Raw genomic sequence first — 25,994 nt, forward strand, 5'->3', positions numbered from 1 at the left:
CAAAGTGAAGTTCAATCAATTTCACCGATTCAGTGTGAAAAAACAGAAACCGGAACAGGAAATTTTCGTATGAAACGTTTTCAGGACAAAGTGGCCATCGTCACTGGTGGTGCGTCGGGTATGGGTGAGGCGTTTTGCCGACTTTTTGTTGAGGATGGTGGCAAAGTTGCAGTTGTAGACCTGAATGAAGAGAAGGGTTTGGACTTGGTTAGTGAATTGGGCAGCGATAATGCCATTTTTTTAAAGTGCGATGTCAGCGATAACGCCCAAGTAAAAACCATGGTGGATTCAACAGTCGCCAAGTTAGGTCGGCTCGATGTTGTTTTTAATAACGCCGGAATTGCGGCTATGGCGAAAACACCCGAGTTGGCATTTGAAGACTGGAAGAGAGTGTTGGAGATCGATCTTTATTCCATTTACCACTGTTGCCATTACGCGATTCCCTATATGCGTCAACAAGGTGGTGGGGTGATTATTAATAATGCGTCTATTTCCGGAATGGCAGGTGATTACGGGCTGAGTTGTTATAACGCCGCCAAAGGTGGTGTTGTTAATTACACCCGGGCACTGGCGATTGATCATGCAGTTGATGGCATTCGTGTTAATGCGGTCTGCCCCGGTTTTGTTGATACGCCGTTGTCAGCACCTATTACCGAGAATGCACCTCTTATAGCGAAGGTAACCGGGGCGATACCGATGGGGCGAGCAGCACAACCAGAAGAGATTGCTCAGGTGGCCGCTTTTCTTGCTTCTGATGCCGCTTCTTATGTGACGGGTGCAATTGTTCCCGTTGACGGCGGGGTTACTGCGGCAACCGGGCAGCCGAATTTATCGATGGGGTAGAAGTCGCTTTCTGGCTCTTCAGAGCCTGGGGGCTAAATAGCGGGCAACGCGGAATTGATACAAATGGGATCAATTGTGATCGATATTTCTAAACTGGCAGAACTGGATCAAGATAAACCGGTTGTGATGCTCAACTTGCTGCGTTACAGGGATCAGGCTGATTTTCCGGAAGGCTTTGTGGGTGAGCCCTGTTCCGGTAGCGAGGCTTATGGAATGTACGCTAAGGCGACGATGCCATTGGTTGAAAAGGTTCCTGTAAAAATAGTTTATGCGGGCCATGCTGTCGCCGATTTAATCATGACGGCTGATGAGCACTGGGACGATATTCTTATTGTTGAATACCCATCGGTGTCGAGTTTCATAGCCTTAATGAATAATCCTGAATATCAGAAAACTCTTTATTTGCGCACAGCCGCGCTCTCTAGCTCAAGATTGATTGCAATGCAGGATGGATTGAAGGCGCAACTCTTATGACGACTGCAGGTTTTTTTACAGAAGGACTTGAAGGAAAACACTATGGCGGTGTACCAGTAAAAATGGAAGGGATTTCCTTTATGGAGTTGTCAGACGGGGAAGTTTCTCGCAATACGGGTTATTGAAATTTATCCGCTTTTATGGACCAGTTAAATTAATAAATAAAGGTAGTCCCAAATGACTTTTGTTGTCACTGAAAATTGCATTAAATGCAAACATACGGATTGCGTTGAGGTTTGTCCCGTAGATTGTTTTTACGAGGGCCCCAATTTTTTAGTTATTCATCCTGACGAGTGTATCGATTGCGCTTTATGTGAGCCGGAGTGCCCGGTGGAAGCCATTTTTGCGGAAGAGGATCTCCCGGAAGGGCAGCAGGAGTTTTTGCAACTGAACGCCGAGCTGGCGAATATTTGGCCGGTTATTTCTGAGCTAAAAGAACCGTTGCCCGATGCTGAGGACTGGGACGGTGTGCCGGATAAATTACAGTATTTAGAGCGTTAGGCAAGTACGGCGCCGATCACGGCGGCGTCGACAATATCTGAAGGCTTGCAGCCGCGTGATAGATCCAGCCAGGGTTTTGCCATGCCTTGTAGTACCGGGCCAATAGCATTGGCGCCGCCTAATCGTTCAGCAATTTTGTAACCTATGTTGCCAGCGCCCAGGTCGGGGAAGATGAATACATTACAGTGGCCAGCTACGGCCGAGCCCGGTGCTTTTTGGGTGCCGATTTCTTCGACATACGCGGCGTCAAACTGCAGTTCACCATCAATATCTAATTCGGGTTTTTGTTGCTTAACAAGGCTGAGTGCTTCGCGAACCTTGTCGATATTCGGATGCTCTGCCGAGCCTTTGGTGGAGAAAGAGAGCAGGGCGACTTTGGGTGTTTCTCCGGTCAATTTGAAGTGAGTTGCAGCACTGTCTATGGCTATTTGAGCTAGTTGCTCAGCCGTTGGGTCAGGGTTTACAGCGCAGTCCCCGAAAGTAAGCGCCTTGTCGGGCCATTCCATCAGGAATGTACTGGATACCAGATGAGTGCCGGGGGTTAGCCCGACGCCTTTAATTCCGGCTCGTAAGACATTGGCAGTAGTGGCAAGGGAGCCTGCAATGCCCGCATCAACATAACCCGCATTCAGTAATACGGCTGCTAGTAATAGTGGTTCTTTCAGTGCCTGTCGAGCTTGTTCTGCGGTAAGATTTTTCTTCCGCTGATGTTCAACCAGTATGGCTTCAGCTTTGTTTAGCCACTGCTGATATTCCGGCTGTTCTGAAAATATTTCGCAGTCTGTAGGCGCGTCTGGTGTGACAAGAAAGACAGGTTTACAGAGGTTCTCTCTTTGCAGGGTTGCTGCTGCTTCGAGCACTCTGGGATCATTCTGTTCGGGGAAAATAACCCTTTTTTGCTGCTTCTGTGCCTGAATTTTCAGTTTTTCCAGTACAGATAATGCAGCAGTCATTGGGTTATTTTCCCTTTACAGTATTGAGGTCAGTGTCGCTTAATTACGGACAGATTGTAGCAGCTCGTCTGGCACATCCATTTCCATATGTAACAACCCGGGTCCGTGAACTTTGCCCTGTGCATCGAGAATCAGGGTTTCAGTACCGCCGCCGCCGAGCGAGTCGTCCAACAGAAAGTTTAATACTTGCAGGTTCGGTATCTCGAAACGTTTCACTTTGCCGAAGCAGATCTCCTTGAAGAAGTCCTTAACAACTTCTTCTGTCAGGTTTTCTTTCAGAAACTCGTAAATAGCGGGTGTTTTACCCATGATGCCGACATTGCTGCCATCACCTTTGTCACCGGAACGTGCGATAGCAATTTCCATTAACTGTACTTTAGCCATGGTTATACTTCCTCTACAGTGTGGGTGGTGGTGATCAAGCTTTTATCGATAAGTGCGGGCCAGTAACCGACAATTTCTGTGGCGCGTGGACGTCCACCAGCAAAACCAGTGAGTCCGGGAGGGCCAGACGTGACCAAAGGCGCGATCTCCATGCCCAGTACTTCCAGAGCTTTTTGATCTTGTCCCTTGGCGCCTATGCGCATCATGATTTCATGAGGTTGATCATTGGCGGGAACCAGGCCCTTATACAGAACATTGGTGCCGAATAATTCCAGAAACCGGTCTTCTTCGGGTATTTCCACGCCGTGCATGGCCATGCGTTCAAAGACGATATCTTTCATCAAGTGTGCCTTTTCGATAGCATCGGGGCCTGTGATACACAGGGTGCCGAGAATCTTGTAGCCATTGGCATACGAGATGGAGACTTTGAACGTTGGTGTAGCAGGACGGCCTTTGATACCGGATACCGCAACACGGTTTTCACCTTGCTGAACCATCTTGATAGTGGTGAAATCGGCAACACAATCCGGGCTCAGATAATTGTTCGGGTCGCCAAGCTCGTACATAAGCTGCGAAGTCACAGTTTCCACCGATACCAGGCCGCCGGTATTTTCGTGTTTGGTGACCACAAAGCTGCCGTCTTCGCTGACTTCACAAATCGGATAGCCAATGCGGGCAAAGTCTTTGACCTGTTTCCAGCCTGTGTAGTTACCACCAGTACACTGAGCGCCACATTCCATAATGTGGCCCATGATTGTAGCGGCAGCGACTTTATCCCAGTCTTCGAGTGACCAGCCAAACTCGTAGACAAGGGGTGCGACAACCAGAGATGGGTCGGCCGCACGGCCAGTAATAATAATGTCTGCACCGTCTTTCAGGGCTTCAACAATTTGTGCTGCACCGATGTAGACATTAGCGCTGGTAATGCGATCGCGGATGGAATCGAGAGAGGCGCCGGTATCCATGTTTTCCAGCTTTTCACCAGCGGCAGCCAGTTCGTCAAGGCGGTCCATAATGTCATCGCCTTCGACAATAGCAATTTTGATTCCAGAGAGCCCCAGGTCTTTAACAACCTGTTTGGTCGCTTCCAGGCAGGCTTTAGGGTTTACACCACCGGCATTGGCAATGATTTTGATGCCTTTTTCTTTACAGGTCGTCAGGATTTTCTTCACCATCGGAGGAAAGTCCATGGCGTAACCGGTTTCCGGTTTGCGCATCTTTTGCTTTTGCATGATGCTCATGGTGATTTCGGCGAGATAATCAAAGGTCAGGTAATCTACCGGTCCTTCTTCAACCAGGCGCAGCGGCCCCAGCAGGCTGTCGCCCCAGAAGCCTTGCGCGTTGGCGACACGCACGATTTTGTTTTCAGTCATGTTGTGTTCCTCGTAGATTACATGGAATGTTCAAGTCAAAGGTGTAAAAATCCAACACGAATGTTGACGAGTGGTCTTTTTACCAGTTTGGCGCGCGTTTTTCCAGAAAAGCGCTCAGTCCTTCACGGCCCTCATCTGAATCCCGCACATCAGCGATCAATTTTACGGTATTTTCAATCATTGTGTCGTTGATCTCACCCTGAGAAACATCGAATGCCAGCTGTTTGGCTTTGCCGAGTCCTTGGGGCGCATTTTTTAGCAGCATGCCTGCTATTTCGTCGATGCGGGCATCAAGAGTGTCTTCTGCGACAACCTCACTCAGAAAGCCCAGAGCTAATGCCCACTCTGCATTCACCATTTCGCCTGTCATAAACAGCCTGCGAGATGCTTTTTCGCCGATGGTTCTGACTACATAGGGAGAAATAGTGGCAGGCAGCATACCGATTTTGATTTCACTCAACGCTAGCTTGGCTTTTGGGCCGCCAATAGCAATATCGCAACAACATACCAGACCAACACCGCCACCCATGGCTGCACCTTGCACACGCACGATGGTGGGTTTAGGCAGAAAGTTAAGCGTTTTCATCAACTTCGCCAATTGACTGCCATCGGCAATATTTTCTTCGTAGGTGTTGCTGCCCATGCGGCGCATATAGTTAATATCACCTCCGGCGGAGAAGCTTTTTCCCTCTCCCTGAAGCACAACTACTTTGACATTTGGATTGGTTGCGGCGGCTTCCAGTGCGTTAATTAGCCTCAAAGCTTGGTGGTCGTCAAAGGCGTTATGAACTTCAGGGCGATTCATGGTCAGGCGAAGAACGCCTTCCGGGGATAGTTCTTGCAACAGATCAGATTCGGACATATTGCCTCTGGGTGTTATTCGCAGCTTGTTAAGTTGAAACGAGAGAGTAAATATTGCTGAACAAAGAAGTACGCATTCTAACAATATTGATCCGTACTATCAATTCGGGGCGGTTCGTAAAATACCATTCCCGTTTGCTTGAGGCAGAGGATTGGTATTGAATGGATGGAGTCTCGTTTGTGGCAGTTCTTGGTTAAGGTTGCTGCAATTTTTTTTCAAGATTACTGGTGATGGTTTCCAGTCGTTCAGCAATTTGGGCGAGATCGGAAGGTGTTGTTGGCCGTTGCTTAAGCATGCCTTCGTAGACTACATTAGCTATGCCGTCGGCAGTTTCGTCCAATGGAAAGTCGCCAGCACCTCTCAGGTAAGCCCAGGTACTGTGCTCAATACAACCGAAGACCATGTCTCGTAGCAGGTTAGGTGAGACATCATCGCGAAACTCTCCCTTTTCTATAGCTTCTGCGCAGAGGTTTTTAATTTCGTCGGCATAGCGGCGATTCAGCTTGTAGAATATTGTTTTTGTGTAGGTAGGATCGGGACGAATCTCAGCCAGTATGAACCGGGTTAGTTCCGGGTGTTCCTTGATGATTTTCAAATCTCTGGCGATGAGGCTACGCAGCTTGTTCCACGTGCCGCGTATACTTTCTACGCTGGGGGCGTTCTCTGTTACTTCCCGGTACCACTCGGCTACAACGGTAGATAGCATTTCCTGCTTGTTTTCAAAGAATCGATACAGGGTGCCTTCTACAATGCCCGCTCGCTGGGCAATTTCAGACAGTGAGATGTTTTCATGACCTTTTTCCGCAATAACACTACGCGCAGCGGCCATTATGTCGGCTCTGCGCTCCATCGGAGGCAGTCTGGAATTGCGGATCTTTGGTGTGGTGGTCATTTGCTAAAAACAATACCTGTTGCTGGGCTTGGGAGCCAAAGCAGAATTGTATACCAGGCAATATAAAATTAAAGCAATTAGGTGCGTCAGTGATTGACGATGTTCTTTATTTTGCTCATTAATCCATCCGGCTTGCACTTTGGTTCGTTAGATCGGTGGGGGTCAATCAGATCCGGCTCGTCACCGACAATATCTTTTTTTGACATTCCCCGGTATTCCTCCAGCCCCAGGATAGCTGCGCCAAGAGCCCCGGCAATTTGAGGGTGAGCGGGCTTGATCAGGGGTGAGCCGAGTTCCTGTTCAATGGCTTTCAGTGCAGCCACATTGTTGGCAACGCCGCCGGTCATGACGGTAGGGGTTCTTTTTCCGACGCGAGCAACAAGCCCCATTGTTCGTTTCGCAATCGCTCTGTGAACCGCGCCGAGAATTTCGATTTTGGGTTTACCTTCAGCCAATAGTGAAATCACCTCTGTTTCGGCAAAGGTTGCGCACATGCTGGATATGGAGAAGTCTTCAACCGCTTTTAATGCCAGCTGTCCCATTTCGTCCAGATCCACTTCCATTGCTCTGGCCAGCACTTCGAAAAATTTGCCTGTACCGCCCGCACAGCGATCATTCATGGCGAAATTGTCTACCATGCCATTCTTGTCGATGGCAATGACTTTGCTGTCCTGGCCGCCAATATCAATAACCATTTTTGCTTCAGGGGCCATGGCGATGGCACCCTTGGCGTGGCAGGTAATCTCGGTGTAGGATTTGTCAACGATGTCTATCAGACGTCGACCGTAGCCAGTGCTGACGGTGCGTGCAATTCTGTCCTGGGTTAGCCCGGCCTGTTTCAGCGTCGTAGCAATAGAAGCTTCTACCGCCGCACCGCTTACACTTCCCAATTGGGAGACATTGCTTGCGACGATGGCTCCATTCAGATCAAGGATAACTGTTTTGGCGGTCGTGGAGCCAAAATCGATACCCATAATATGGTCTTTCATTTTGTCGCCTCTCAGTGAATTCTGACTGGCCAGAGTAGAATGCTGCTCTTGTCTGCGTCCTTCCTGCTGGTGGTGCGTTAGAGCGGCTTAGTTTGTTTTGAATACTAATGAATTTAAGTTATTAATGCAACTGCGCGTATTGTTGTAAGCGGTTTGGGGGATGCAGTTGGCGCTGCTGTCGAGAGCTGTCGAGGTGTTCTTTGATCTTTGTAGTCAGGCTTGCAGAGCTTGAGCTGTCAGTGGTTATCAGAGTTAGTGTTTCGGCTTAACGGTTCCTCTGGGGCTAAAATTTTTAAAATGTTATTGATATAATGAGTCATATTCATTAGTATTTTGCCTTGCTGTGATCTGTCAAGCCGTGGCTGGTGTTTCTGTTATATCTGATTTTTTGGAGGTTTATGTGGAGTCAATTTTTGCTGAGCTGGAGCGCTGCGCTGCGCAGCCGTTGGAGTATGCCAGGCAGTGGAAGCGGGAAAATAACCGTGAAGTAGTCGGTTTGTTTCCCATGAACTTCCCTTCTGAATTGGTGCATGCAGCAGGTGCGTTGCCTGTGTTGATTCAGGAAGATAGCGAGCAAATAACCTTGGGTCGGACGTTGTTGCATGAATATTACTGCGGCTACACCCGCAGTGTTGTGGATCAGGCCGTCACCAACAAGTTTGAAGTTTTTGATGCACTGTTTGCTGTCGATCACTGTGTTGCATTGTTGGGGGCGGTCGATGCGATTTGGTTTCAATTGCAGGATAAGCCAGAGGAGCAAGACAAAAAGAAGGTTTTCCTTGCTCAGTATCCCGCCTCAATGGATGAGCCTACGACCTTTGAAGAGGTCAGTGTTAAAAATAACAAAGTGAAAGAGCAGTTGGAGACGCTATGTGGGGTCACTCTGACAGCGAAGGCGCTTTCGAGGAGTATTCAGCTTTATAACGAAAACAGACAGCTTCTTCGGGAAGTCTATGCGCTTCGAAAGGCGGGGCGCATAAAAATCAGTCCTCGGCAAATGCAGACGTTGGTTAAGTCCAGCATGGTTATGCATATTGAAGAGCATACCGAAATGCTGAAGAAGCTTGTTCCCCTTCTGGAAGAGGCTCAGTCGGGCAGTCCCGACTTGGTTAAGTTACACCTTTCCGGACATATGTGTCATGCGCCAAGACCGGAAATTATGGAGCTGATTGAAGATTGTGGTGCCGTGATCGTAGACGACGACCTTTTCACCGGATTCCGCTATATATCGACGGATGTTCCAGAAGCTGGAGATCCTTTTGACGCCTTGACGGATTGGTATGCTAACAGGAACGTTAACGTGCCTTGTTGTACCCGGGCGCAGAAGAGTGTTGAGTGGGCAGATTACCTTGTTAATTCGGTAAAAGAGAGTGGTGCTCATGGTGTTGTGACGTTAATGGCCAAGTTTTGTGAGCCACATATGCTCTATTTTCCAGAGTTACGCAAAGGGCTTGAGCGGCATAAGGTGCCGCACCTCCGTCTGGAGACAGAGCATGAAGGCATTCCGTATGAGTCAATTCGTACACGAGTCGAATCATTCGTAGAAATGATTCGGCGCGGATTCTAGGACTTTAGGTAAATACAATTGAAAGGAGTAGCGTATGTCTACCAACGATAGGTTGTCGGCCAGCAAGGCGCCCTCATCTAACCGTCTTGAGAGTACTCAAAAAGGCGGCAAAATGGTTAAGGATTATTGGGATCGTCTGTTCAGCGCCAATGAAAGGGGTGCGAAGGTGGTTTGGTATAACGGTTCGGCGGTGAATCCACTCTTTCAGGCTGCCGGATTGGAATATTGCCACAGTGAAGCCTACGCAGCGCGGATGGCCGCGTTACACGAAGAAGGACCTGCACAACGGGCGGGCGAAGAATACGGCTTCATTAATGAGGTGTGTTCTTATGCTCGTACAACTCTTGGTTGTGCGGTGCTTTCTCAGGAAAGTGCTCGCCGCAAAGAGGCGGTTGGTTCAATGACTGATGGAGAAAGGCAGGAGTTTGAAGCCCGTGAGCTGCTGGCCAGCCGGCTGCCGTTGCCAGACATTTTTGTCAACAGTTATGCAGGCTGTAGTACCGGGCAGCAGTGGGACGAAATTTCTTATCGATTGTTCGACAAAAAGCTTCCGTTCTTCAAAGTGTCGTACCCATTGATTTGGGGCAACAATGACGATGCAGAGTACTTGAAGGGTGAAGAATGGGAAGAGGCCTCGAAATTTGTTGTTAAGCAACTACACAAACTTATTGAGTTCCTGGAAGTGCAGTCTGGTCGGAAATTTGACTGGGAAGGTCTTCGGGAAGCGATGTACTACATCAAACGTGCGGGAGAGCTGCGTCTCGAAGCGATGGAGTTGTGTCGGGCAAAACCTGCTCCGGCGGTGTATTGGGACTGGATCGCCAGTATTGCACCGATTAACTTTTTGCCGGGAAATCAGGAGTTGGTTGACTACTTCGAGGCAGTTAAGAAGGAGATTGAACAACGCCTGGTAGACGGTACGCCTGCTATTCCTAATGAAAAGTATCGGTTGATCTTTGACGGTTTCATGAACTGGAATAGAGTCGGGTGGCTTGCAAACAAATTTGCCAAGTACGATGTGGCTGTGATGGCAGGTCGTTATACCCATAGCTCGTTCTGGAACGAACCCCAACTTATCGATGTTGACGACCCGCTTATGGGGATTGCGCAACACTATCTTCTTTGCCCTTTCAATCATCACTCGAAATTTTTGAAGCATACGATAATGAAGGAGTGTCGGGATTATGATGCCGATGGCATTGTTTTTCATGCGACCAGAACTTGCCGCTCCTCCACTAACGGCCAGATGGTGATGGCTCAGATAGCCAAGGAAGCCGGATTGCAAACCATGAGTTTTGAGGGTGATACCTCGGATGAGTCTTTCTTTAAAGATGCCATGTTTGAGAATCGCCTCGAAGCCATGCTGGAGGGGATCGACGCGAAACGCGAGAGAATCTTTTAAGACATTGAGCGAGCTTTGTGGACAGCACGGGCCGGTATATTAGATTTGATCGCCTAGCGGGTGACTCATAAAACAAGGGGGAGACGCATGGGACCTTTGAAGGGCCTGAAAGTAGTTGAAATGGCTGGCATAGGACCCGCGCCTTTTTGTGCCATGTTGCTGGCAGATATGGGTGCAGAAGTTGTCAGGATTGATCGCCTGGTGGCATCGGATATAGGTATTCCCGTGCCACCCAAATATGATTTGCTCAACCGTAACAAACGTTCTCTGGCAATTGACATAAAATCGGTAGAAGGCAGAGAAACGGTTCTTGATCTGATCAGTAAAGCCGACGTGCTGATTGAAGGTTTCCGCCCAGGCGTTATGGAGCGTCTGGGACTTGGGCCCGATGAATGTCTCAAGCGCAACGCTTCTCTTGTCTATGGCCGGATGACGGGCTGGGGGCAGGATGGCCCGTTGAGTCAGGTGGCAGGCCACGATATTAACTATATTGCCATTACCGGTGCACTCAATGCGATTGGGCGCCAAGGTCAGCCACCCACGGTACCTTTGAATCTTGTGGGCGATTTCGGTGGCGGCTCGTTGTATCTGGCGATGGGCATACTGGCGGCGATATACGAGGTAAAAAACAGTGGTTCCGGGCAGGTGGTCGATGCAGCGATCTCTGACGGAACGGCCAATCTCATGTCATTGGTTTACAGTTACTATCAAACGGGTTTTTGGTCGCTTGATAGGGGGGAGAATGTGGTTGATTCAGGCTCCCCTTTCTATGATGTTTATGAAACCAGTGATGGCCGTTATGTCTCTGTGGGCGCAGTGGAAAAGAAGTTTTACGCCGATTTGTTAGATCGTCTCGGCCTCGACCAGAATGAGTTGCCCCGGCAGAATGATAAGGCCGGTTGGCCGGCGCTGCGCGATCGTTTTGGCAGCGTTTTTCTGAGTAAAACCCAGGCTGAATGGTGTGAAATATTCGACGGCTCTGACGCCTGTTTTGCTCCCGTTCTTGATATTAACGAAGCCGTTCATCACCCGCACAACCAATATCGAAAGACTCATGTTGATATCGATGGTGTTATCAATCCGGCACCTGCGCCGAGGTTTAGTCATACGCCATCGGAAATCACAAAAACGCCTTCAGCTATTGGTGAGGATAGTTCAGAGGTTTTGGCTGCCTGGGGCTACAGCGAAACAGCGATTGACGACTTGAAAGCCAAAGGCGTTATTAACACACAATAAAAGCAGTAAGCGTTTAAAACCATAAGCGGGAATCCCGCCTATAAGCTGAATAATAATGGAGCGCATGATGAATACAGGCATTCCCCAAACCATGAACGCGGTAAGGTTTAAGTCGGCAGGGGTTGTCAGTTATGAACCTGTGGACGTTCCGGTTATTAAGGAGAACGAAGTATTGCTCCGGGTGCTTGCTGCAGGTCTGTGTCAAACGGATATTCACATTCGGCACGACAGCTTGGGTGCTATGCCCAGAGATATTACTTTGGGGCATGAAATAGCCGGTGAGGTTGTGCGGTTGGGTGGTGACAGTTCGTTGAGTATTGGCGACAAGGTGGTGGTGCATCCCTGCTGGTCATGTGGCAGTTGCAAAGCCTGTGCTCACGGTCGTGAAAATGCTTGCCAGCAATCGGGCGAGCGAGCAGTGCCGCCGCCTACGCCGGGTGTCAGCGTTAATGGTGGCATGGCTGACTACGTTGCAGTGCCAGCTTCGTCGGTGATTCCTATCGGTGATCTGGAGCCGACATTTGCCGCTATTCTGGCTGATGCCGGTTTGGCTCCCTATCATTCAGTCCGGCTGACAAAAGACAAGTTAGTGCCAGGCACAACGGCTGCAGTTATCGGTGTTGGTGGCTTGGGGCAATTCGCCGTGCAGTTTTTGCGTGAGCTGACCGATGCCAAAATTATTGCCATTGATATTTCCGAGCAGGCACTTCTGGCTGTTGAGCCGTTTACTGATATGCAAGTGATTGCCAGTGATACTACAGGGGAAAAGATTCTGGATTACACCGCTCAGACCGGGGTTGATGTAGTTATCGACTTGGTAGGCAATGATCAAAGTTTGCGTTTGGCTTCGTCCATTATTGCACCTTACGGCGCAATACAAGTGGTGGGCTTAAGTGGTGGGTCGATACCTTTTGAAGCGGGCCAGGTCTCGTCTGTTGATCTGCCATGGGGTGCTTCAATTATGAAACCTTACAGTGGTAGTTATCAGGATTTGGCCGACGTTATCGCGTTGGCAAATGCTGGAAAGCTGAAAGCGGCAATTGAAACTTACCCTATGCAGAATGCTGTGTCAGCGTTCGACTCGCTGGAGTGTGGTGGTGTCTGCGGCAGGGCAGTTCTTATTCCTTGAAGATCGATAAATATAAGTATCTGTTGGTAAAAAATAGTAGTGAGGTAGAAGATGGGGGCTTGGGACGATAAGTTTGTAAATGCCGAGAGCAAGTGGCAATCCTGGCAAATGAAAAAGCATGCTACGGAAGAAAAAATATTAACCCGTATTGTTCAGGAGAAAGCTGAAAATAATCCCGACCATATTGTCTTTGAGTTTATCGACACAAAGATCACGTTTGCGCAACTCGATAGCCGCACTAACAAAATTGCCAATGGTTTTGGCGCTCTTGGTGTGGGGCATTCCGATAAAGTTGCCGTTATGTTGCCCAACTGCCCTGAATTTCTCTATTGCTGGTTCGGGCTCAATCGCCTTGGGGCGGTGAACGTTCCTATTAATATTGCACAGCGTGGAGACGGTTTGGCTCACCAGATCAATCAGTCAGATAGCGTGGGTATTGTTATCGACGAGGAGTACCTGGAGCACTTGGCCAGCATTGCCGAATTGGTAGACCATTTACGGTTTGTTGTTGTTCTCCCCAGCGGTTCAGGTGTTACAACAAAAGGGATTTCGAGGGCGGAGCTGCTTTCTTTCGAGCAATTGCTGGATCACTCTGAGCGGCCACCCGAGGTGGAGCTGAAATACAACGAATTGTCATCCATCATTTTCACCTCTGGCACTACCGGTCCCTCCAAAGGGGTCATGATTTCGCATCACTACTGGTATGAGGTGTGTAAAACGGCACAGCACTTTGCCCGTTATACGGAAGATGATGTGTTATATAACGCGCTACCGTTCTTCCATGTCGCCGCGATTGTCTTGAGTGTTGGTCCCGCCATCATGGCCGAAGCAAAAGCGGTACACATGAAGCGGTTTTCCGTGAGTCGGATGTTTGATGACTGCCGCAAATACAACTGCACAGTTGCAAATTATATCGGCAGTATTATTCCGTTACTTATGAAGCAGGAGCCTCGTGAAGATGACGGAGATAACCCGTTGCGTCTGATGTTGGGTGCTGCCGCGCCTGTAGGAATCTGGGATGATTTTGAGCGGCGTTTTAATACTCGTTTGCAAGAGTTGTATGGGTTGACGGAGTGCCTGTTATGTCTCTTTAACCCGTATGATGAGCGGCGCCCCGGATCCTGTGGTAAAGCTATTACAGGGTATAGTGTCAAAATTGTTGATGAGAATGATATCGAGGTTCCGAACGGTACTGTTGGTGAAATTATTACCCGCCCGGAAAAACCGTATGTAGGTACACCCGGTTATTACAAGATGCCCGAAGCGACGCTGGAGCTGACTAAGAACCTTTGGTACCACACGGGTGATTTGGGGTATCGGGATGATGATGGCTATTTCTATTTTTCCGATCGGAAAAAGCAAGCGATTCGTCGCAGGGGGGAGAATATTTCCTCGTTTGAAGTGGAGGCCGGAATTAATGCGCACGATGCGGTACTGGAGTCTTGCGTGGTGGGTGTTCCTTCAGAGCTTGGCGAAGAAGAAGTTAAAGCGGTTATCGTGATGAAGGAGGGGTATACCGTCAGCGAAGTTGAGCTGGTGCAATGGTGTGAGTCGCGTATGCCTTATTTTGCTGTGCCTCGTTACATCGCGTTCAGAGATAGTTTGCCAAAAACACCCAGCGATCGTGTTGAAAAATTCAAGTTGAAGAAAGAGGGTGTTACCAGTGATTGCTGGGATAGGGAGCTAGTGCGTAAGTAGCGCTGGTTCTAATTTGCCGTTTTTCCGTGCCATGGTTTTTGTTGTAAATCGGCGCTTATCAGCGTTTTCTGAGTAGCGGAAGCAGCCTTTACTTGTGCTGCTTCAGCCCTTTGCTGTTTATCCCAATCATTTCACGCTTGTGCGAGTTTCAGCATTTTCTGGATTTTCAATTTTCGTTCATGGAAATAAATCGCAGCCATCATGATGGCTGCGATCATCATACCTGCAGCCATGCTGGCAAATCCGGTAAAAAAAGATCCGGTAAGATCGTAAGTGTAGCCAATCAAGATTGGCCCGATTATGCCTCCGGAGCCAGCAAACAAGCCCATTTCTACCGCCAGGGCGACACCGATAATTTCGGCTGGATACAGATCAAATGTCAGAACCAGAAACTTGCTGACGGCAGCGGCATTAAAGAAAAATGTCAGGCAAAGCATGGTGATGGTTAATTGTGGGCTTTCGACGAAAAACAGGCCGAGAATGGGGGGGATTGTTAGCAGGGTTGCCAGAATAATAACGGCGCTGCGGCTGTTTAACTTGTCGCCCAAATAACCGGCAACAATTGCTCCAACTGCAGCGGCTAAGTAGGGGAGAGTGAGAGACAGTCCGCTGTTAAGGCTGGACATTCCCCGCTCCATAACCAGAAACCCGGGAATCCAGGCAAAACAGGTAAAGTAGACGCCAAGAATAAAGAAAATGCTGGTGCAGATCACCCAGAATGTCCAATCACTAAATAGAATTTTCACACCCTGAAAAAACGATAATGGAGCTTGGTTAGCCTGCGTAGGGTCGTAATTGACACGATCTTTTACTAGCGCGTCTTGTAGCGCATTTTTTTCCTCTTCAGATATTCGGGGGTGATCGCCTGGGTGATCGTACACAAAGAGCCAAAAAACAATAACGCCTAGCAGTGTTACCGCTCCGGTAACATAAAACATCATGCGCCAGTCGAATACCGAAATAAGCATGCCTACCAAGGGGATTCCCGCCGCAAGACCAAGATAGCCGGACGAAACGTAAATACCATTTACAAAACCGCGTTCCTGGGGGAAAGCCCAATGGTTTTGAAGTTTTGTAACCGGGTTGATAACGGCACCTTCGCCAATGCCGAACAGTACTCGAATAAAGGCGAGTTGGCCTGCGGTGCGGCAAAGGCCAGTCAGCATGGTGGTGATTACCCAGGAAAAATAAAGAACCAATGTCCATCGCCTGATGTTGTAACGGTCGGATACAACGCCCCCGGCAATTTGGCCCACCATGTAACCCCAATAGAATATGCTTAATATCAAGCCTGTTTCTGTGGCGCTCAGGTTCAGTTCTTCCTTGATAAATGGTGCGGCCATAGAGATATTGGCGCGGTCGAGATACAGAAAAATGATGGTCAGCCACAGGGATGCCAGTACGAAATATCTATAGCGGGGAAGCTGTTTATAGGTAGTCATTTTATTTCCTGTTGCTGTTTTTTTATTTTTCTAAAGTAGTCGTTGAGCGGTTAATGTCATTTTTGTTTTGGTGTATGTGCTTGATTTGCGACAAACGCCTGTTTTGATGCTTGGCGTAAACTGTCTATTTCTAGTCGCCTGTAATTGTTTTCGTATCTGCTGTTGTTTATATTTTTGCTAAGGGGTTGTCTTATGCAGGATTCTTTTTTCGCTATTCGTCTCATTCTTCGATACGGGAATATTGCGGCAATTATTTTTGCTTTGATGGGTGCTCTTGTTTCGGGTTGCGTCGCCTGGGGGTATGTAAGTTGGTTTGCATTTTTAATTGCTCCAGTAGCGGGTGGCCTGATTTATATCCTGTGTAAAAGTTATGTTGAGCTGATGTACGTTGTTTTTCATATGCTCAACTAATGCAATCGTTTTTCATCTTCTCTTGCCCGGTGCTTTCATCTGAATTGGTATTGCCAAGCGCTTTGGGAGCAAGATCAAATTTTTGTTCTGAATCGATTGATTGAAAAGTACAGCGCTTTCGCCCGCTGAAAGATTCTGTTGTAAGTCGCGTTCACCCAAGGTGGTTTTTGCACACTGTTTCGGAGTTTTTGGGTGCCGTTGACGCGTTACGATTGCTTCTTTATGCTCATGGCGTAGTCATATCTAATGCTAATGAATAAGATTTATTATATCAATAGGCTTTTGTTCTGTCGCAAGCTGTTTTTCTGTTTTTTAGGTTTTTTGTGTATTTTCTGTGCTTTTTTTGAAGGTTTCTGATTGTTTTTGTAATAAGTTGAATTCATTATATACTCTTGTTTTGTGTGTGCGGGGCTGCTGCGGTGGTTTTAGCGTTTGTTGTTTTTAATAATCTTGTAAAACATTAGCTGGGGGCTAGATATGTCTGACTATAAGTTGTGGATTGGTGGTAAGCCGGTTGAGGGTGTTGGGGTGATGGGGGTCATTAATCCTGCAACAGAGGAGGCGTTTGCCACTATCGCCAGATCTGATGAGGCGCTGGTTGATCGGGCCGTTGAGTCGGCGGCTGAAGCTCAGAAGCTTTGGCGAAAAACATCGATTGCGGAGCGTCGGCAGGCGTTGATGAAACTGGCTGATGGGCTGAATGCTCGTGCGGAAGAGTTGGCGAAAGCGATTACCCTTGAGCAAGGCAAGCCGTTACCTGATGCGCAAGGCGAGGTTGCCTGGGCTGAGGCCTTTGTTCGTATTTTTGCCGATATGGATTTGCCGGTTGAAACCCTGATTGATAATGAGGAGAAGCGAGTCGAATTGCACCGGCAGCCGCTAGGAGTTGTCGCTTGTATAATCCCTTGGAATTTTCCTCTGCATATCGCCTGTTTCAAAGTGCCAAATGCCATTCTTGCGGGAAATAGTTGCATCATTAAGCCTGCGCCGACGACCCCGGTATCGGCAACTATTCTGGCCGAAATTTGTGCTGAGGTTTTTCCGGCCGGACTGGTCAATACTGTGATAGATCAAAATGATCTGGGTCAATATTTAACTGAGCACCCCGGGGTGGCGAAGGTGTCGTTTACCGGCTCGACGCAAACCGGGAAGCGCGTAATGGCGAGTGCGGCAGGTACGTTGAAGCGCGTTACTCTGGAGATGGGCGGCAATGATGCGGCTATTGTGCTGCCTGATGTGGATGTCAAAGATGTTGCGGCGAAGTTGTACCAGGCGGCGTTTTTAAACTGCGGGCAAGTGTGTCTGGCGGTTAAGCGGGTTTATGCTCATGAAAGTATTTATGATGACCTCTGTGATGAGCTGGTACGGCACGCTGAGGCGGCGGTAGTGGGTGACGGTTTTGGTGACGGAGTTCAATTCGGCCCGGTCAATAACAGGATGCAATACGAAAAATTACTTGGGTTGATTGATGGTGCAGCCAAATCCGGCAAGGTCCTGTGTGGTGGGAAGATTGAGGGTGGTAAAGGTTATTTTATTCGCCCGGTAATTGTGCGGGATGTGAAGGATGGTGATGATATCGTTGATCAGGAGCAGTTTGGTCCGGTCTTGCCGGTGATCTCGTATAAGAATATCGATGACGCTATAGCCTCTGCAAACCGGCTTGAGGTGGGTCTGGGTGGATCGGTTTGGTCAAAAGATTTGGATAAGGCCAGCGAGATTGCGCAGGAGGTGGATAGTGGTACGGTCTGGATCAATACTCACCTGGATATAGATCCTACGGTTCCTTTTGCAGGGGCAAAGCAGTCTGGAATTGGGGTGGAATTTGGTTTGGAGGGGTTACAGGAGTTTACCCAGGTTAAGGTGATTAATCGCTCAAAGCAGGCGTTGTAACAACCGTCTGCGTATGAGTTTGGTGTCTGAATGGCGGTGACGTCTGATTATTCAGATGCAGTATAGGAATTTTTGGAAGCCTCCAGAAAGCGCTCGTAGTGAGTGTAGATTGTGTGGCGGTTGTGGCGGGTGAATGCTGCCAGCCCGACGCCGCACTTTCTGGCGAGTTCTATTGCTAGTGATGTTGGTGCTGATATTGCAGCCATAATGCCTATATTCGCTCTCGCTGCTTTCATGATCATTTCATAACTGGCGCGGCTGGTGATTAGCGCAAATCCAGTATCATCTTGGTCGGCGCTAATTCGTGCGCCAATCATTTTATCCAGTGCGTTATGCCTTCCGATATCTTCTCTAATGAGTTTGATGCTGCCGTTGCTGTCGCACCAGGCTGCAGCATGCATCGCGCCTGTCTGCTGGTTGACGGATTGTAGTTTTGAAAGATTTTTCAGGCCGACTTGCAAGGCCTGGTGCGTGATTCGACTCTGATCGGTTACAGGTTTCAAGTCGGGAATCGCCTGGTTTAGGGCTTCAACTCCGCATAATCCACACCCGGTTCTACCGGTGAGATTGCGCCTCCTTGCTTTTAGTTTTGCAAACGGCTTGCCGGTGATCTCCAGGCGGAGTTCCAGCCCCGCGTCGCTGGAAACTGCTTCGCAGCTCAGTAGCTGGTCAGGGTCTTCGAGGATTGATTCGCTGATGCAAAACCCTAAGGCGAAGTCGTGGAGATTGTCCGGTGTTGCCATCATTACCGCGTAGGCGATTCCGTTGAAAGTGATAGCGACGGGTGTTTCTGTGGCGACGCTTTCCTGTTTGGTTGGCGTTAGCTGCAGCTCCCACGGTTGGCATTCTGTCGTGCAGACACTAGGCAGGCTGGTTGCTTTCAGGTTTTCGGTGCTTGGGTGGGTTTCACTCATTGCAGTTGTCTTCTGTTTTTTGTTGGTTTTGTATGAATCCGGGCGTGGTTGGTAGGGGTTAATCGGCACTTATGCTTGTTTTGATCGTTATGAGTGCTCGGTCTGCTCAATAAATCCTTATTAATGAATTTAATTTTGTTTTATTTTTTACAAAAAAACCTTTTATAACAATATGATATGTTTTAATTTTGTCTAACTTGCTATTTTTAAAGAATACTATTTATTTAGTTTGTCAAAGTTGACCTGAATCAATAATGGAAGCTGAAAACTGGGATACTCTTTTTGGCCGGGGTTTCTGAAAGAGATAGTAAGAGCTTGGTAAGGTGCGTAATGCTGCACCGAATTCCGTAAAAGCGTACTCCATGTTACATCTCAAGATTCAGGTGCAATATAGATAGCTAAAGGTAATCTCCATGCAAACCGTTGCAGCAAAAAACGTAAAAACGACAGAGCAAGGTGAATGGTTTAAAACAACCTGCTACGGGTGCCCTGCCGGAACTTGCGGCATGTTGGCTAAAAAAACAGGCGGTATCGTTGTCGAAGTCAAGGGTGATCCAGACTGCCCCTTTAGTCAGGGGCGACTGTGCGCGAAGGGTCATGCACAGATTATGACCTCTTATAGCAACAGAAGAGTTACTCGCCCTTTAAAGCGAACGAACCCGGAAAAAGGTTTGGGAGTGGATCCGGGTTGGGTCGAAATCAGTTACGAAGAAGCAATTAATACCGCTGCTGAAAAGCTCAGGCATTGCCATGAAACCAATCCAACCGGGTTGGTTTTGGGTTATACAGACTTTTCTACTTTTCCATGGTTTGCCGGATGTATGCTGGGGTCTTTTGGTAGCCCTAATCTGGCGACTGCTTCAAAATCCTTCTGTGGTAATAACGTGCACCCGGTGTTGCAGCAGGTACATGGCGGGTTTCATGCTGGCCCCGACTTCCATCATTGTAACTATCTGATGTTGTTCGGCTCCAATAAAGGGGCGATGTCAAATTGGGCAGCCGTATCCTCAACGCTTGAAATGTCGATGGCCCGAACTCGGGGTATGAAAGTGGTAGTGGTTGATCCCTGGGGCTCAAATAGCGCGTCAGTGGGTGACGAGTGGATACCTATCAGGCCGGGAACAGATGCTGCGTTGATGCTGGCAATGATGAATGTGCTGATCAATAAGTTGGGTGTCTATGACGCCGCATTTCTGAATAGGTTGAGTAATGCACCTTATCTGGTTCGCCGTGTGAATGGTCGGTATATTCGGAGCGCGGACAGCGGCAAACCCATGATATGGGATATTAATGATCAGCGGGCGAAGTGTCATGACGACAAGACGCTTGCCAACGCCGCAATGGATGGTGATTTTGAAGTTGATGGTGAGCCCTGTGTACCTGCGTTTGTATTGTTTAAAGAGCATTTACAGAAATACACGCCAGAATACGCCGAGGAAATTACCACGGTTCCTGCCGCCACGATTGAGCGCATTGCGGGTGAGTTTGGTGCAGCTGCAGCCATCGGTCAAACCATTAATATAGATGGGCATGATCTGCCCTTAAGGCCCGCCTGCGCCCACTGGTATAAAGGGCTGAGTCAGCATGCAGGCGCGCATGAATCCGGCATTGTTATTGCGCAGTTGAATACCATTGTGGGCGCTATCGATGTGCCTGGTGGACTGTTGTCGGACTGCGTTTATGCACATCATCCTGAGTTCTCTGAAAACAGTGTCTGGATGGGCAGGGGTTCCGGAATGCAGGAGTCGGATGGTCTTATAGTGCCAGGTAAAAATGCCACCTACGCCGATAATTTTCCCGGGCCATTTCCTCCCAAAGAGGCGTCCGAACCGACCACCATGGCGGGCGATTCGTTGACGCTGGCGGGTATTTATATGGGCTCTTCTACCGCCAAACTGAATGTTGTTGAACCAAAGAATTTTAACGACAAGGTGCCTCATAACACCGAAGTTTATGTGCAGATCGTTTCAAACGATGTGATGAATGAGGGCAACCCGAAGTTCCAGGCCGAGTATCAGAAGAAATTTGGTTTTCAGTTATCGATTGTGCCTCACGTCGATGAAACCGCTGAGTTTGCAGACATCATTTTGCCCGCCCAAACACAGCTGGAGCGCCTCGATATGGGGGCCAATAATATTCCCGACACCATGGGATCAACCGTAACCGACGAATATTGTATCAATCTGCGTCAGCCGGTTATTGATATTGGGCGAAAGCACTTTGTGGATACCTGGATAGATCTGATCGACAAGGTGGGAGTGTTGCCGGAATTTAATCAGCTTGTGAATCACTTTATGGAGCTGGGTGGCAGTGCAAAACTGGAGCCTGAAATAAAGTACACGCACAGAGATATCACCGAGCATTGGATTCAGTCGATGACGGGGGGTGCCATGACGCTCAAGGATGTGGAGCGGGATGGTCGAATTCAGTGGAAGAAAACCGTAAAAGAAAAGTATCCACGACCTTTCTATTCGCCGCGTATCCCGATTTATTACGAATATATTCTTGACGCCGGTAAAAAGGTTGAGAGATTAACCCATGACATGGGGGTTGATTGGGATGTTTCCAGGTATAAGGCGTTGCCAGACTGGGTTCCCGGTCCGGGGTATCGAACGGTTAAGCCGGGTTTTGACTTGTATGCAGTCACTTTCAAATGGCCTTTTATGACCGGCAGTTTTTCCAGCTTTAACCCCTGGCTGGCTGAGTTGCGTGAACATTACCCCTATGCAGGGGTTGTGCTGCTGAATCGCAAAACGGCAGAACAGAAAGGTATCAGGGATGGCGATGTGATAGAACTTGAAAACGCCTCCGGTAGTAAGGTCGAGAGTGTAGCCAAGTTGACCGAGTGTATTCATCCGGAGTGTGTCGGACTCGATCATTCTGCGGGCAACTGGGCCAGTATTCTACCGCCGCGCTCCCGGAAAAAAGGCGGCGCCCATGCGGGTTCTATTATTGATTACAGTCTCGACAATATCGACGCGCTGGGCGGCTCGCTTGATGCCAGTCCAAAATTGAAAGTCAGTCACCTGGGGGTGCGCAAATGATACGGGTATGTCGAGGTGTCGTTACCGGTTTTAGTGACATTGTCTCAAAAGTTTGTGGGGGTAAGATTTCATGTCTCGTTTAGGTATGGTGATTGACTTAAAAGTCTGTGTGGGTTGTCAGGCATGCACTATTGCCTGCAAGGCTTCTAACGGCACACCGCCGGGTATTTACTTTGCGCAAGTGCATGAGCGGGAAGTGGGTGAATACCCTAATGCGCGACGGGAATTTCTGCCGATTTTATGCAATCACTGTGATGAGCCTCCTTGCGTAGAAGTATGCCCAACGGGGGCGAGTTTTCAGCGGCAAGACGGCATTGTCGGAGTCGACAGCTCGAAGTGCATTGGTTGCCGGAGTTGCGATGTTTCCTGTCCCTATGGTCATCGTCATTACGTTGGGAAGGGGCTTCTCGATGAAGGTTATTTCGGTGACGGCCTGACTGAGTACGAAGAGGTTAAATACCAGAAATGGACTGAGGAAACGGTGATCAAATGTGATTTCTGTGTGGATCGAATCGATCAGGGTTTGGAGCCGGCCTGTGTTTCAACTTGCCCAACCATCGCCCGACACTTTGGTGATTTGGATGATCCGAAAAGTAATGTCAGTCGTCTGCTGGAGCAGAGAGATTCCTTTACGTTGGCGCCAGAGGCAGGAACCAAGCCCAGTGTTCATTATTTGACGCCTTGAATGGGGTTTCGATCATTATCTTGTTTTAAATGCAGAGGTTTGGAAAAGGGGTTGGCAACATGAATAATAGCGTTGGGGCTATCCGGGCAGAACAGTATTTTGTAACGACAAAACGTGAATTTGTCACAGGTGGTGTTCGCTTTGTGGAGCACATGGAATTTCTCGAAGTGGTCAGTTTTCTTGGGGAGGGGGTTGGCGCAGCACTTTTTTTGCTTGGAAGTGCCCTTGATAATCTGTGGGCAATGATGGCGGGGGTTGCGCTTGTTGGCCTGGCTGTTATTGCACTGATGGCGCATTTGGGTGGGCGTGCGCTCATTGCCTGGCGTGCAGTGACCCGGGTAAAAACATCCTGGGTTGCTAGAGGAACGCTCTTTATCAGCTTGTTTATGGCTACGTCCTTGTTGCTGCTGGCTGCGGAATTGTTTTTTGATCTTGGTGGTTTTCAGCGATATCTGGAAATACTCGCTGATGGTTTGGCTGTGCTGGTGGTGTTGTATGCCGGAATGATGCTGCGATCCATGAAAGCAGTCACTCTGTGGCGTACTTTGTTTTTGCCCGCTTCTTTTATCGCTCATTCCGGATTGAGTGCGTTGATTATTTATATTGCCTTATTCTGCTCCGAGTCCAATCAGGAGCAGCAATCCTTGTTGGTTAATTTGGCGGTAGTGCTTGCTGTGCTTACACTCTTTATTTCTGCGGCCTATATCGCTTCTATAAAAAGAACGATTGCGGTCAAAGCTTCATTGGATGCTCTTCTTCGAGGAGCAGTGCAACGCTGGTACCTGTTGGGTGCGGGGTTGACTGGTGTTGTGATCCCTTGCGGCCTTCTGATGCTGGCGATAATGATTAATGATTTTGCGGGAATGGCCGCTTGGTTGTTGATTTCGGCTGCGGTGCTGAGGTTGTTTGGTGACTATGCCTACCGCTATGCGATTGTTAAAGCGGGAGCCTATGAGCCGGTTGTTCCTGTTGTTGGGCAGAGAGGTGGTGCTTTTTCCCGTTAGGTTTGCGTGAAAGGTGTTGGAGTCTCCGATTGTTTATTTCTATACCTGATGCGAATGAATTTTCAGCTCGTCCACAATGGTTTCAAGTCGGCTGATGGCATTGTCAATATTGTTGTCGTTCTTGGGGCTGTTTTTGAGTAGGCCGTTGTACATGATATTGGCAATTTTTTCTGACAGGTCATCGGTTGAGTAATCTCCAAGGTGTCTCAAGTATGACCAGGTTTGATGTTCGATGCAGCCAAAGACCATGTCTCTGACAAAAGTAAGTTCGTATTTGTCATCAAGTTCGCCGCTTTTCATGGCTTCTCTGAATACAGCCATGACTTCTTCTGTGAATTTTTTGTTGAGTTCGTATACCCGTGTTTTTGTGTAGTCTGGATGCGGGCGAAGTTCCATCAGAACAAAGCGAGTGAGTGCGGGCTCTTTGTGAATGATTGACAGTACCCACCAGATAACACTTTTTAGTTGATTCAGGGTGCCATCGACTTTGGCAAAACTCTTGTTCTGGCTGAGTATTTCTTCAAACCAGTCTTCCGCTACCTTGATGAATAGGTCGCGCTTGTTTTCAAAGTAGCGATAAATGGTTCCTTCGACAATTCCGGCTTCTTCTGCAATTTCTGAAATTAAGGCGGCTTCGTAGTCTTTTTCTGACAGTATCTTTCGTGCTGCTGCGATGATATCTGCAACGCGTTTCTCGGGTGGTAAACGCAGATTTCTTGTACGTTTTGATTGCGTTTTTTCGATCAGCGTCATGCTCGTACTCGTTAGTATTATGGTGTTGTCGGGAGGCGGTTGTCTCCCGGCAGATGTTGGTATGTCAGCAACTGGCGGACAAAATACCGGCATGCCGACGATGAAGTTCGTTTGCGAAAAGCTCTTCCGTCTAAGGTTCGGATGCTAGTGTATTTCGATGGTGTTTGTTTATCAAACAGGTTGTCAGGCGATTTTGGGGTGATTGAAGCCAGGATGGTTAAAAATCGGTTTCCTTGTGTAAATTTTATGGTTATAAATGAAGTTTACTCATTAATATTTTAGTGCTATTGTCTGCGCATATTGGCTTTATTGCGATTTTATTTTTGATAGCATAATAAATTATATTCACTAATATTTGTTATGCAGCCGGGTCCGTGCAAAGAGTAGTTGAGTAAAACAGTTGAGTAAAACAGTTGAGTGGCATGCGTGGCCACTATGATCGATTGCATTATTGGGTGCTGTGAGAGCTGCAAGACGTTTGGTGCTCTGCGGCATGGTGCAGAATACGTCGAGTGTTTTCTGTCTCTAATGGCTGATGCTGTTGGCAAGCGCGAGGGTGTGCTGGTTGTCATGTTTTAAGGCGGTATGATTGATGAGGGTGTGCACAAGGGTGAGTAGGTTGCGGTCGCGGGAAGTTATGCTCAGGCGGATTTATATCAAACAAGCCGCTGGATTTAACATCAGATACAACGAGAGAGATACACGTTTATGAGTACAGATACAATCGGAAAAGTCAGAGAGATTTCTGAAAGTGCAGTAGTGATTACCGGTGGAACCTCGGGAATCGGCTTGGCTGCTGCTATTTTGTTTGCGGAGCATGGTTGCAAGCGGATTGCCTTGATTGGGCGGAGTCGGGACAGAGGTGCTCAGGCAAAGTCTACTGTAGAAGCAGTAAAGCCTGATGTTCAAGTGGAGTTTATTGCTGCGGACGCTCATGACCCCGTTCAGGCTCAGGCTGCAGTGGATCAGGCATATGCTGCGCTTGGGGGTATTGATGTTTTGATCAACTCTGTGGCGGCCGAGTATTTCCCTAAATTATTATTTAAAACCGACATGGATGAGATTGCCGGAATACTGACCGGTCAGGCGTTGCCGCCCATGTTGATGAGTCGTGCAGTCTTGCCTTACATGAGGGAGCAAAAGGCTGGGGTTATTCTTAATATTGCCTCTGACGCTGCCAAGGTTCCAACGCCGGGAGAATCGGTGATTGGCGGTGGTATGGCGGCGATAGTGGTGTTCTCGCGCACGCTGGCGATTGAGGCTAAAAGAGATGGTATTCGGGTTAATGTCTTGACGCCTTCTCTGGTTGGAGGTACGCCGCTGAACGAGCGAATCATGTCGGACCCCTTTTCTGCCAAGTTGTTTGAAAGTGCAGGTAAGCTGGCAAATCTTGGTGTTGTCATGCCTGAAGATATGGCAGAGCTGATTTTGTTCTTATGTGGCCCTGGTGCTGCCAAGCTGACCGGTCAGGCGATTAGTATGAATGGTGGTATTTCAGCGGCCTGATGTGAGCATCAGGCCGGGCAAATTATCCTGAGAGCCGGTATC

Annotated in this window: 24 protein-coding genes; 15 read left to right on the forward strand and 9 right to left on the reverse strand. The window is 48.5% G+C overall.

The features are described from left to right. The first annotated feature begins 69 nt into the window (after nucleotides 1-69). The 3 genes from H7A02_02435 (at nucleotide 70) to H7A02_02445 (ending at nucleotide 1,818) form a co-directional block, all read left to right on the forward strand. Nucleotides 70-843, forward strand: coding sequence for an SDR family oxidoreductase (locus tag H7A02_02435; protein ID MCP5171115.1), 774 nt, complete (start codon nucleotides 70-72; stop codon nucleotides 841-843). Between the two features lie 63 nt (nucleotides 844-906). Continuing rightward, a complete protein-coding gene (locus H7A02_02440) occupies nucleotides 907-1,317 on the forward strand; it encodes a DUF1330 domain-containing protein (GenBank protein MCP5171116.1) in 411 nt (136 codons plus the stop codon). 177 nt (nucleotides 1,318-1,494) lie between these two features. Next, nucleotides 1,495-1,818 (forward strand): ferredoxin family protein, encoded by a 324-nt coding sequence (locus H7A02_02445; protein MCP5171117.1) that lies wholly within the window; start codon nucleotides 1,495-1,497, stop codon nucleotides 1,816-1,818. Here H7A02_02445 and pta read toward each other — a convergent pair. The 6 genes from pta to H7A02_02475 form a co-directional block, all read right to left on the reverse strand. Then, nucleotides 1,815-2,771, reverse strand: coding sequence for a phosphate acetyltransferase (gene pta, locus H7A02_02450; protein MCP5171118.1), 957 nt, complete (start codon nucleotides 2,769-2,771; stop codon nucleotides 1,815-1,817). The two genes, H7A02_02445 and pta, sit on opposite strands and share 4 nt — an antisense overlap. A 39-nt stretch (nucleotides 2,772-2,810) precedes the next feature. Further along, on the reverse strand, nucleotides 2,811-3,155 hold the full coding sequence (locus tag H7A02_02455) for a hypothetical protein (protein MCP5171119.1): 345 nt from the start codon (nucleotides 3,153-3,155) through the stop codon (nucleotides 2,811-2,813). Nucleotides 3,156-3,157: 2 nt separating this feature from the next. Further along, a complete protein-coding gene (locus tag H7A02_02460; protein MCP5171120.1) occupies nucleotides 3,158-4,528 on the reverse strand; it encodes a DUF1446 domain-containing protein in 1,371 nt (456 codons plus the stop codon). Nucleotides 4,529-4,607: 79 nt separating this feature from the next. Then, entirely contained in the window at nucleotides 4,608-5,390 is a 783-nt protein-coding gene (locus H7A02_02465; protein ID MCP5171121.1) for an enoyl-CoA hydratase/isomerase family protein, read from the reverse strand. A gap of 193 nt (nucleotides 5,391-5,583) precedes the next feature. Beyond that, nucleotides 5,584-6,282, reverse strand: a complete 699-nt coding sequence (locus H7A02_02470) for a TetR/AcrR family transcriptional regulator (GenBank protein ID MCP5171122.1) — start codon at nucleotides 6,280-6,282, stop codon at nucleotides 5,584-5,586. Nucleotides 6,283-6,368: 86 nt separating this feature from the next. After that, complete coding sequence (locus tag H7A02_02475; GenBank protein ID MCP5171123.1) at nucleotides 6,369-7,271, reverse strand: 2-hydroxyglutaryl-CoA dehydratase; 903 nt, start codon at nucleotides 7,269-7,271, stop codon at nucleotides 6,369-6,371. A gap of 505 nt (nucleotides 7,272-7,776) precedes the next feature. On the opposite strand from H7A02_02475, the gene H7A02_02480 reads away from it, so the two are divergent. From H7A02_02480 to H7A02_02500, 5 genes are all read left to right on the forward strand, one after another. Beyond that, nucleotides 7,777-8,838, forward strand: coding sequence for a 2-hydroxyacyl-CoA dehydratase (locus tag H7A02_02480; protein MCP5171124.1), 1,062 nt, complete (start codon nucleotides 7,777-7,779; stop codon nucleotides 8,836-8,838). Nucleotides 8,839-8,872: 34 nt separating this feature from the next. Next, nucleotides 8,873-10,240 carry a 2-hydroxyacyl-CoA dehydratase gene (locus H7A02_02485; protein ID MCP5171125.1) on the forward strand — a complete coding sequence of 456 codons (1,368 nt, stop codon included), beginning with the start codon at nucleotides 8,873-8,875 and terminating at the stop codon, nucleotides 10,238-10,240. A gap of 87 nt (nucleotides 10,241-10,327) precedes the next feature. Next, the gene (locus tag H7A02_02490; protein ID MCP5171126.1) at nucleotides 10,328-11,476 is read left to right on the forward strand and encodes a CoA transferase; all 1,149 of its coding nucleotides are present in this window, start codon (nucleotides 10,328-10,330) and stop codon (nucleotides 11,474-11,476) included. A gap of 91 nt (nucleotides 11,477-11,567) precedes the next feature. Continuing rightward, a complete protein-coding gene (locus H7A02_02495; protein MCP5171127.1) occupies nucleotides 11,568-12,605 on the forward strand; it encodes an alcohol dehydrogenase catalytic domain-containing protein in 1,038 nt (345 codons plus the stop codon). 51 nt (nucleotides 12,606-12,656) lie between these two features. Then, a complete protein-coding gene (locus tag H7A02_02500) occupies nucleotides 12,657-14,303 on the forward strand; it encodes an ATP-dependent acyl-CoA ligase (GenBank protein ID MCP5171128.1) in 1,647 nt (548 codons plus the stop codon). Between the two features lie 131 nt (nucleotides 14,304-14,434). Here H7A02_02500 and H7A02_02505 read toward each other — a convergent pair whose 3' ends face one another. Then, on the reverse strand, nucleotides 14,435-15,745 hold the full coding sequence (locus H7A02_02505; protein ID MCP5171129.1) for an MFS transporter: 1,311 nt from the start codon (nucleotides 15,743-15,745) through the stop codon (nucleotides 14,435-14,437). 192 nt (nucleotides 15,746-15,937) lie between these two features. Between H7A02_02505 and H7A02_02510 the strand changes: the two genes are divergently transcribed. Together H7A02_02510 and H7A02_02515 are read left to right on the forward strand one after the other, a co-directional pair. Then, nucleotides 15,938-16,156, forward strand: a complete 219-nt coding sequence (locus H7A02_02510; GenBank protein MCP5171130.1) for a hypothetical protein — start codon at nucleotides 15,938-15,940, stop codon at nucleotides 16,154-16,156. Between the two features lie 477 nt (nucleotides 16,157-16,633). Further along, the gene (locus tag H7A02_02515; protein MCP5171131.1) at nucleotides 16,634-18,046 is read left to right on the forward strand and encodes an aldehyde dehydrogenase family protein; all 1,413 of its coding nucleotides are present in this window, start codon (nucleotides 16,634-16,636) and stop codon (nucleotides 18,044-18,046) included. Nucleotides 18,047-18,093: 47 nt separating this feature from the next. Here the strand turns inward: H7A02_02515 and fdhD are convergent, their stop codons facing one another. Next, nucleotides 18,094-18,960: a formate dehydrogenase accessory sulfurtransferase FdhD gene (fdhD, locus tag H7A02_02520; GenBank protein MCP5171132.1), complete on the reverse strand. Its 867-nt coding sequence runs from the start codon at nucleotides 18,958-18,960 to the stop codon at nucleotides 18,094-18,096. A gap of 413 nt (nucleotides 18,961-19,373) precedes the next feature. Between fdhD and H7A02_02525 the strand changes: the two genes are divergently transcribed. From H7A02_02525 to H7A02_02535, 3 genes are all read left to right on the forward strand, one after another. Next, nucleotides 19,374-22,004 (forward strand): molybdopterin-dependent oxidoreductase, encoded by a 2,631-nt coding sequence (locus H7A02_02525; protein ID MCP5171133.1) that lies wholly within the window; start codon nucleotides 19,374-19,376, stop codon nucleotides 22,002-22,004. Between the two features lie 85 nt (nucleotides 22,005-22,089). Continuing rightward, nucleotides 22,090-22,689 carry a 4Fe-4S dicluster domain-containing protein gene (locus H7A02_02530; GenBank protein MCP5171134.1) on the forward strand — a complete coding sequence of 200 codons (600 nt, stop codon included), beginning with the start codon at nucleotides 22,090-22,092 and terminating at the stop codon, nucleotides 22,687-22,689. Between the two features lie 59 nt (nucleotides 22,690-22,748). Further along, nucleotides 22,749-23,693 carry a dimethyl sulfoxide reductase anchor subunit gene (locus H7A02_02535; GenBank protein ID MCP5171135.1) on the forward strand — a complete coding sequence of 315 codons (945 nt, stop codon included), beginning with the start codon at nucleotides 22,749-22,751 and terminating at the stop codon, nucleotides 23,691-23,693. A gap of 39 nt (nucleotides 23,694-23,732) precedes the next feature. Here the strand turns inward: H7A02_02535 and H7A02_02540 are convergent, their stop codons facing one another. Beyond that, nucleotides 23,733-24,446, reverse strand: coding sequence for a TetR/AcrR family transcriptional regulator (locus H7A02_02540; protein ID MCP5171136.1), 714 nt, complete (start codon nucleotides 24,444-24,446; stop codon nucleotides 23,733-23,735). A gap of 435 nt (nucleotides 24,447-24,881) precedes the next feature. Between H7A02_02540 and H7A02_02545 the strand changes: the two genes are divergently transcribed. Further along, nucleotides 24,882-25,025, forward strand: a complete 144-nt coding sequence (locus tag H7A02_02545) for a hypothetical protein (protein MCP5171137.1) — start codon at nucleotides 24,882-24,884, stop codon at nucleotides 25,023-25,025. Between the two features lie 129 nt (nucleotides 25,026-25,154). Then, nucleotides 25,155-25,952, forward strand: coding sequence for an SDR family oxidoreductase (locus H7A02_02550; protein MCP5171138.1), 798 nt, complete (start codon nucleotides 25,155-25,157; stop codon nucleotides 25,950-25,952). The last annotated feature ends 42 nt before the right edge of the window (nucleotides 25,953-25,994 follow it).

The organism is Pseudomonadales bacterium (genome assembly GCA_024234435.1).
Classification (GTDB): Bacteria; Pseudomonadota; Gammaproteobacteria; order Pseudomonadales; family Porticoccaceae; genus JACKOF01.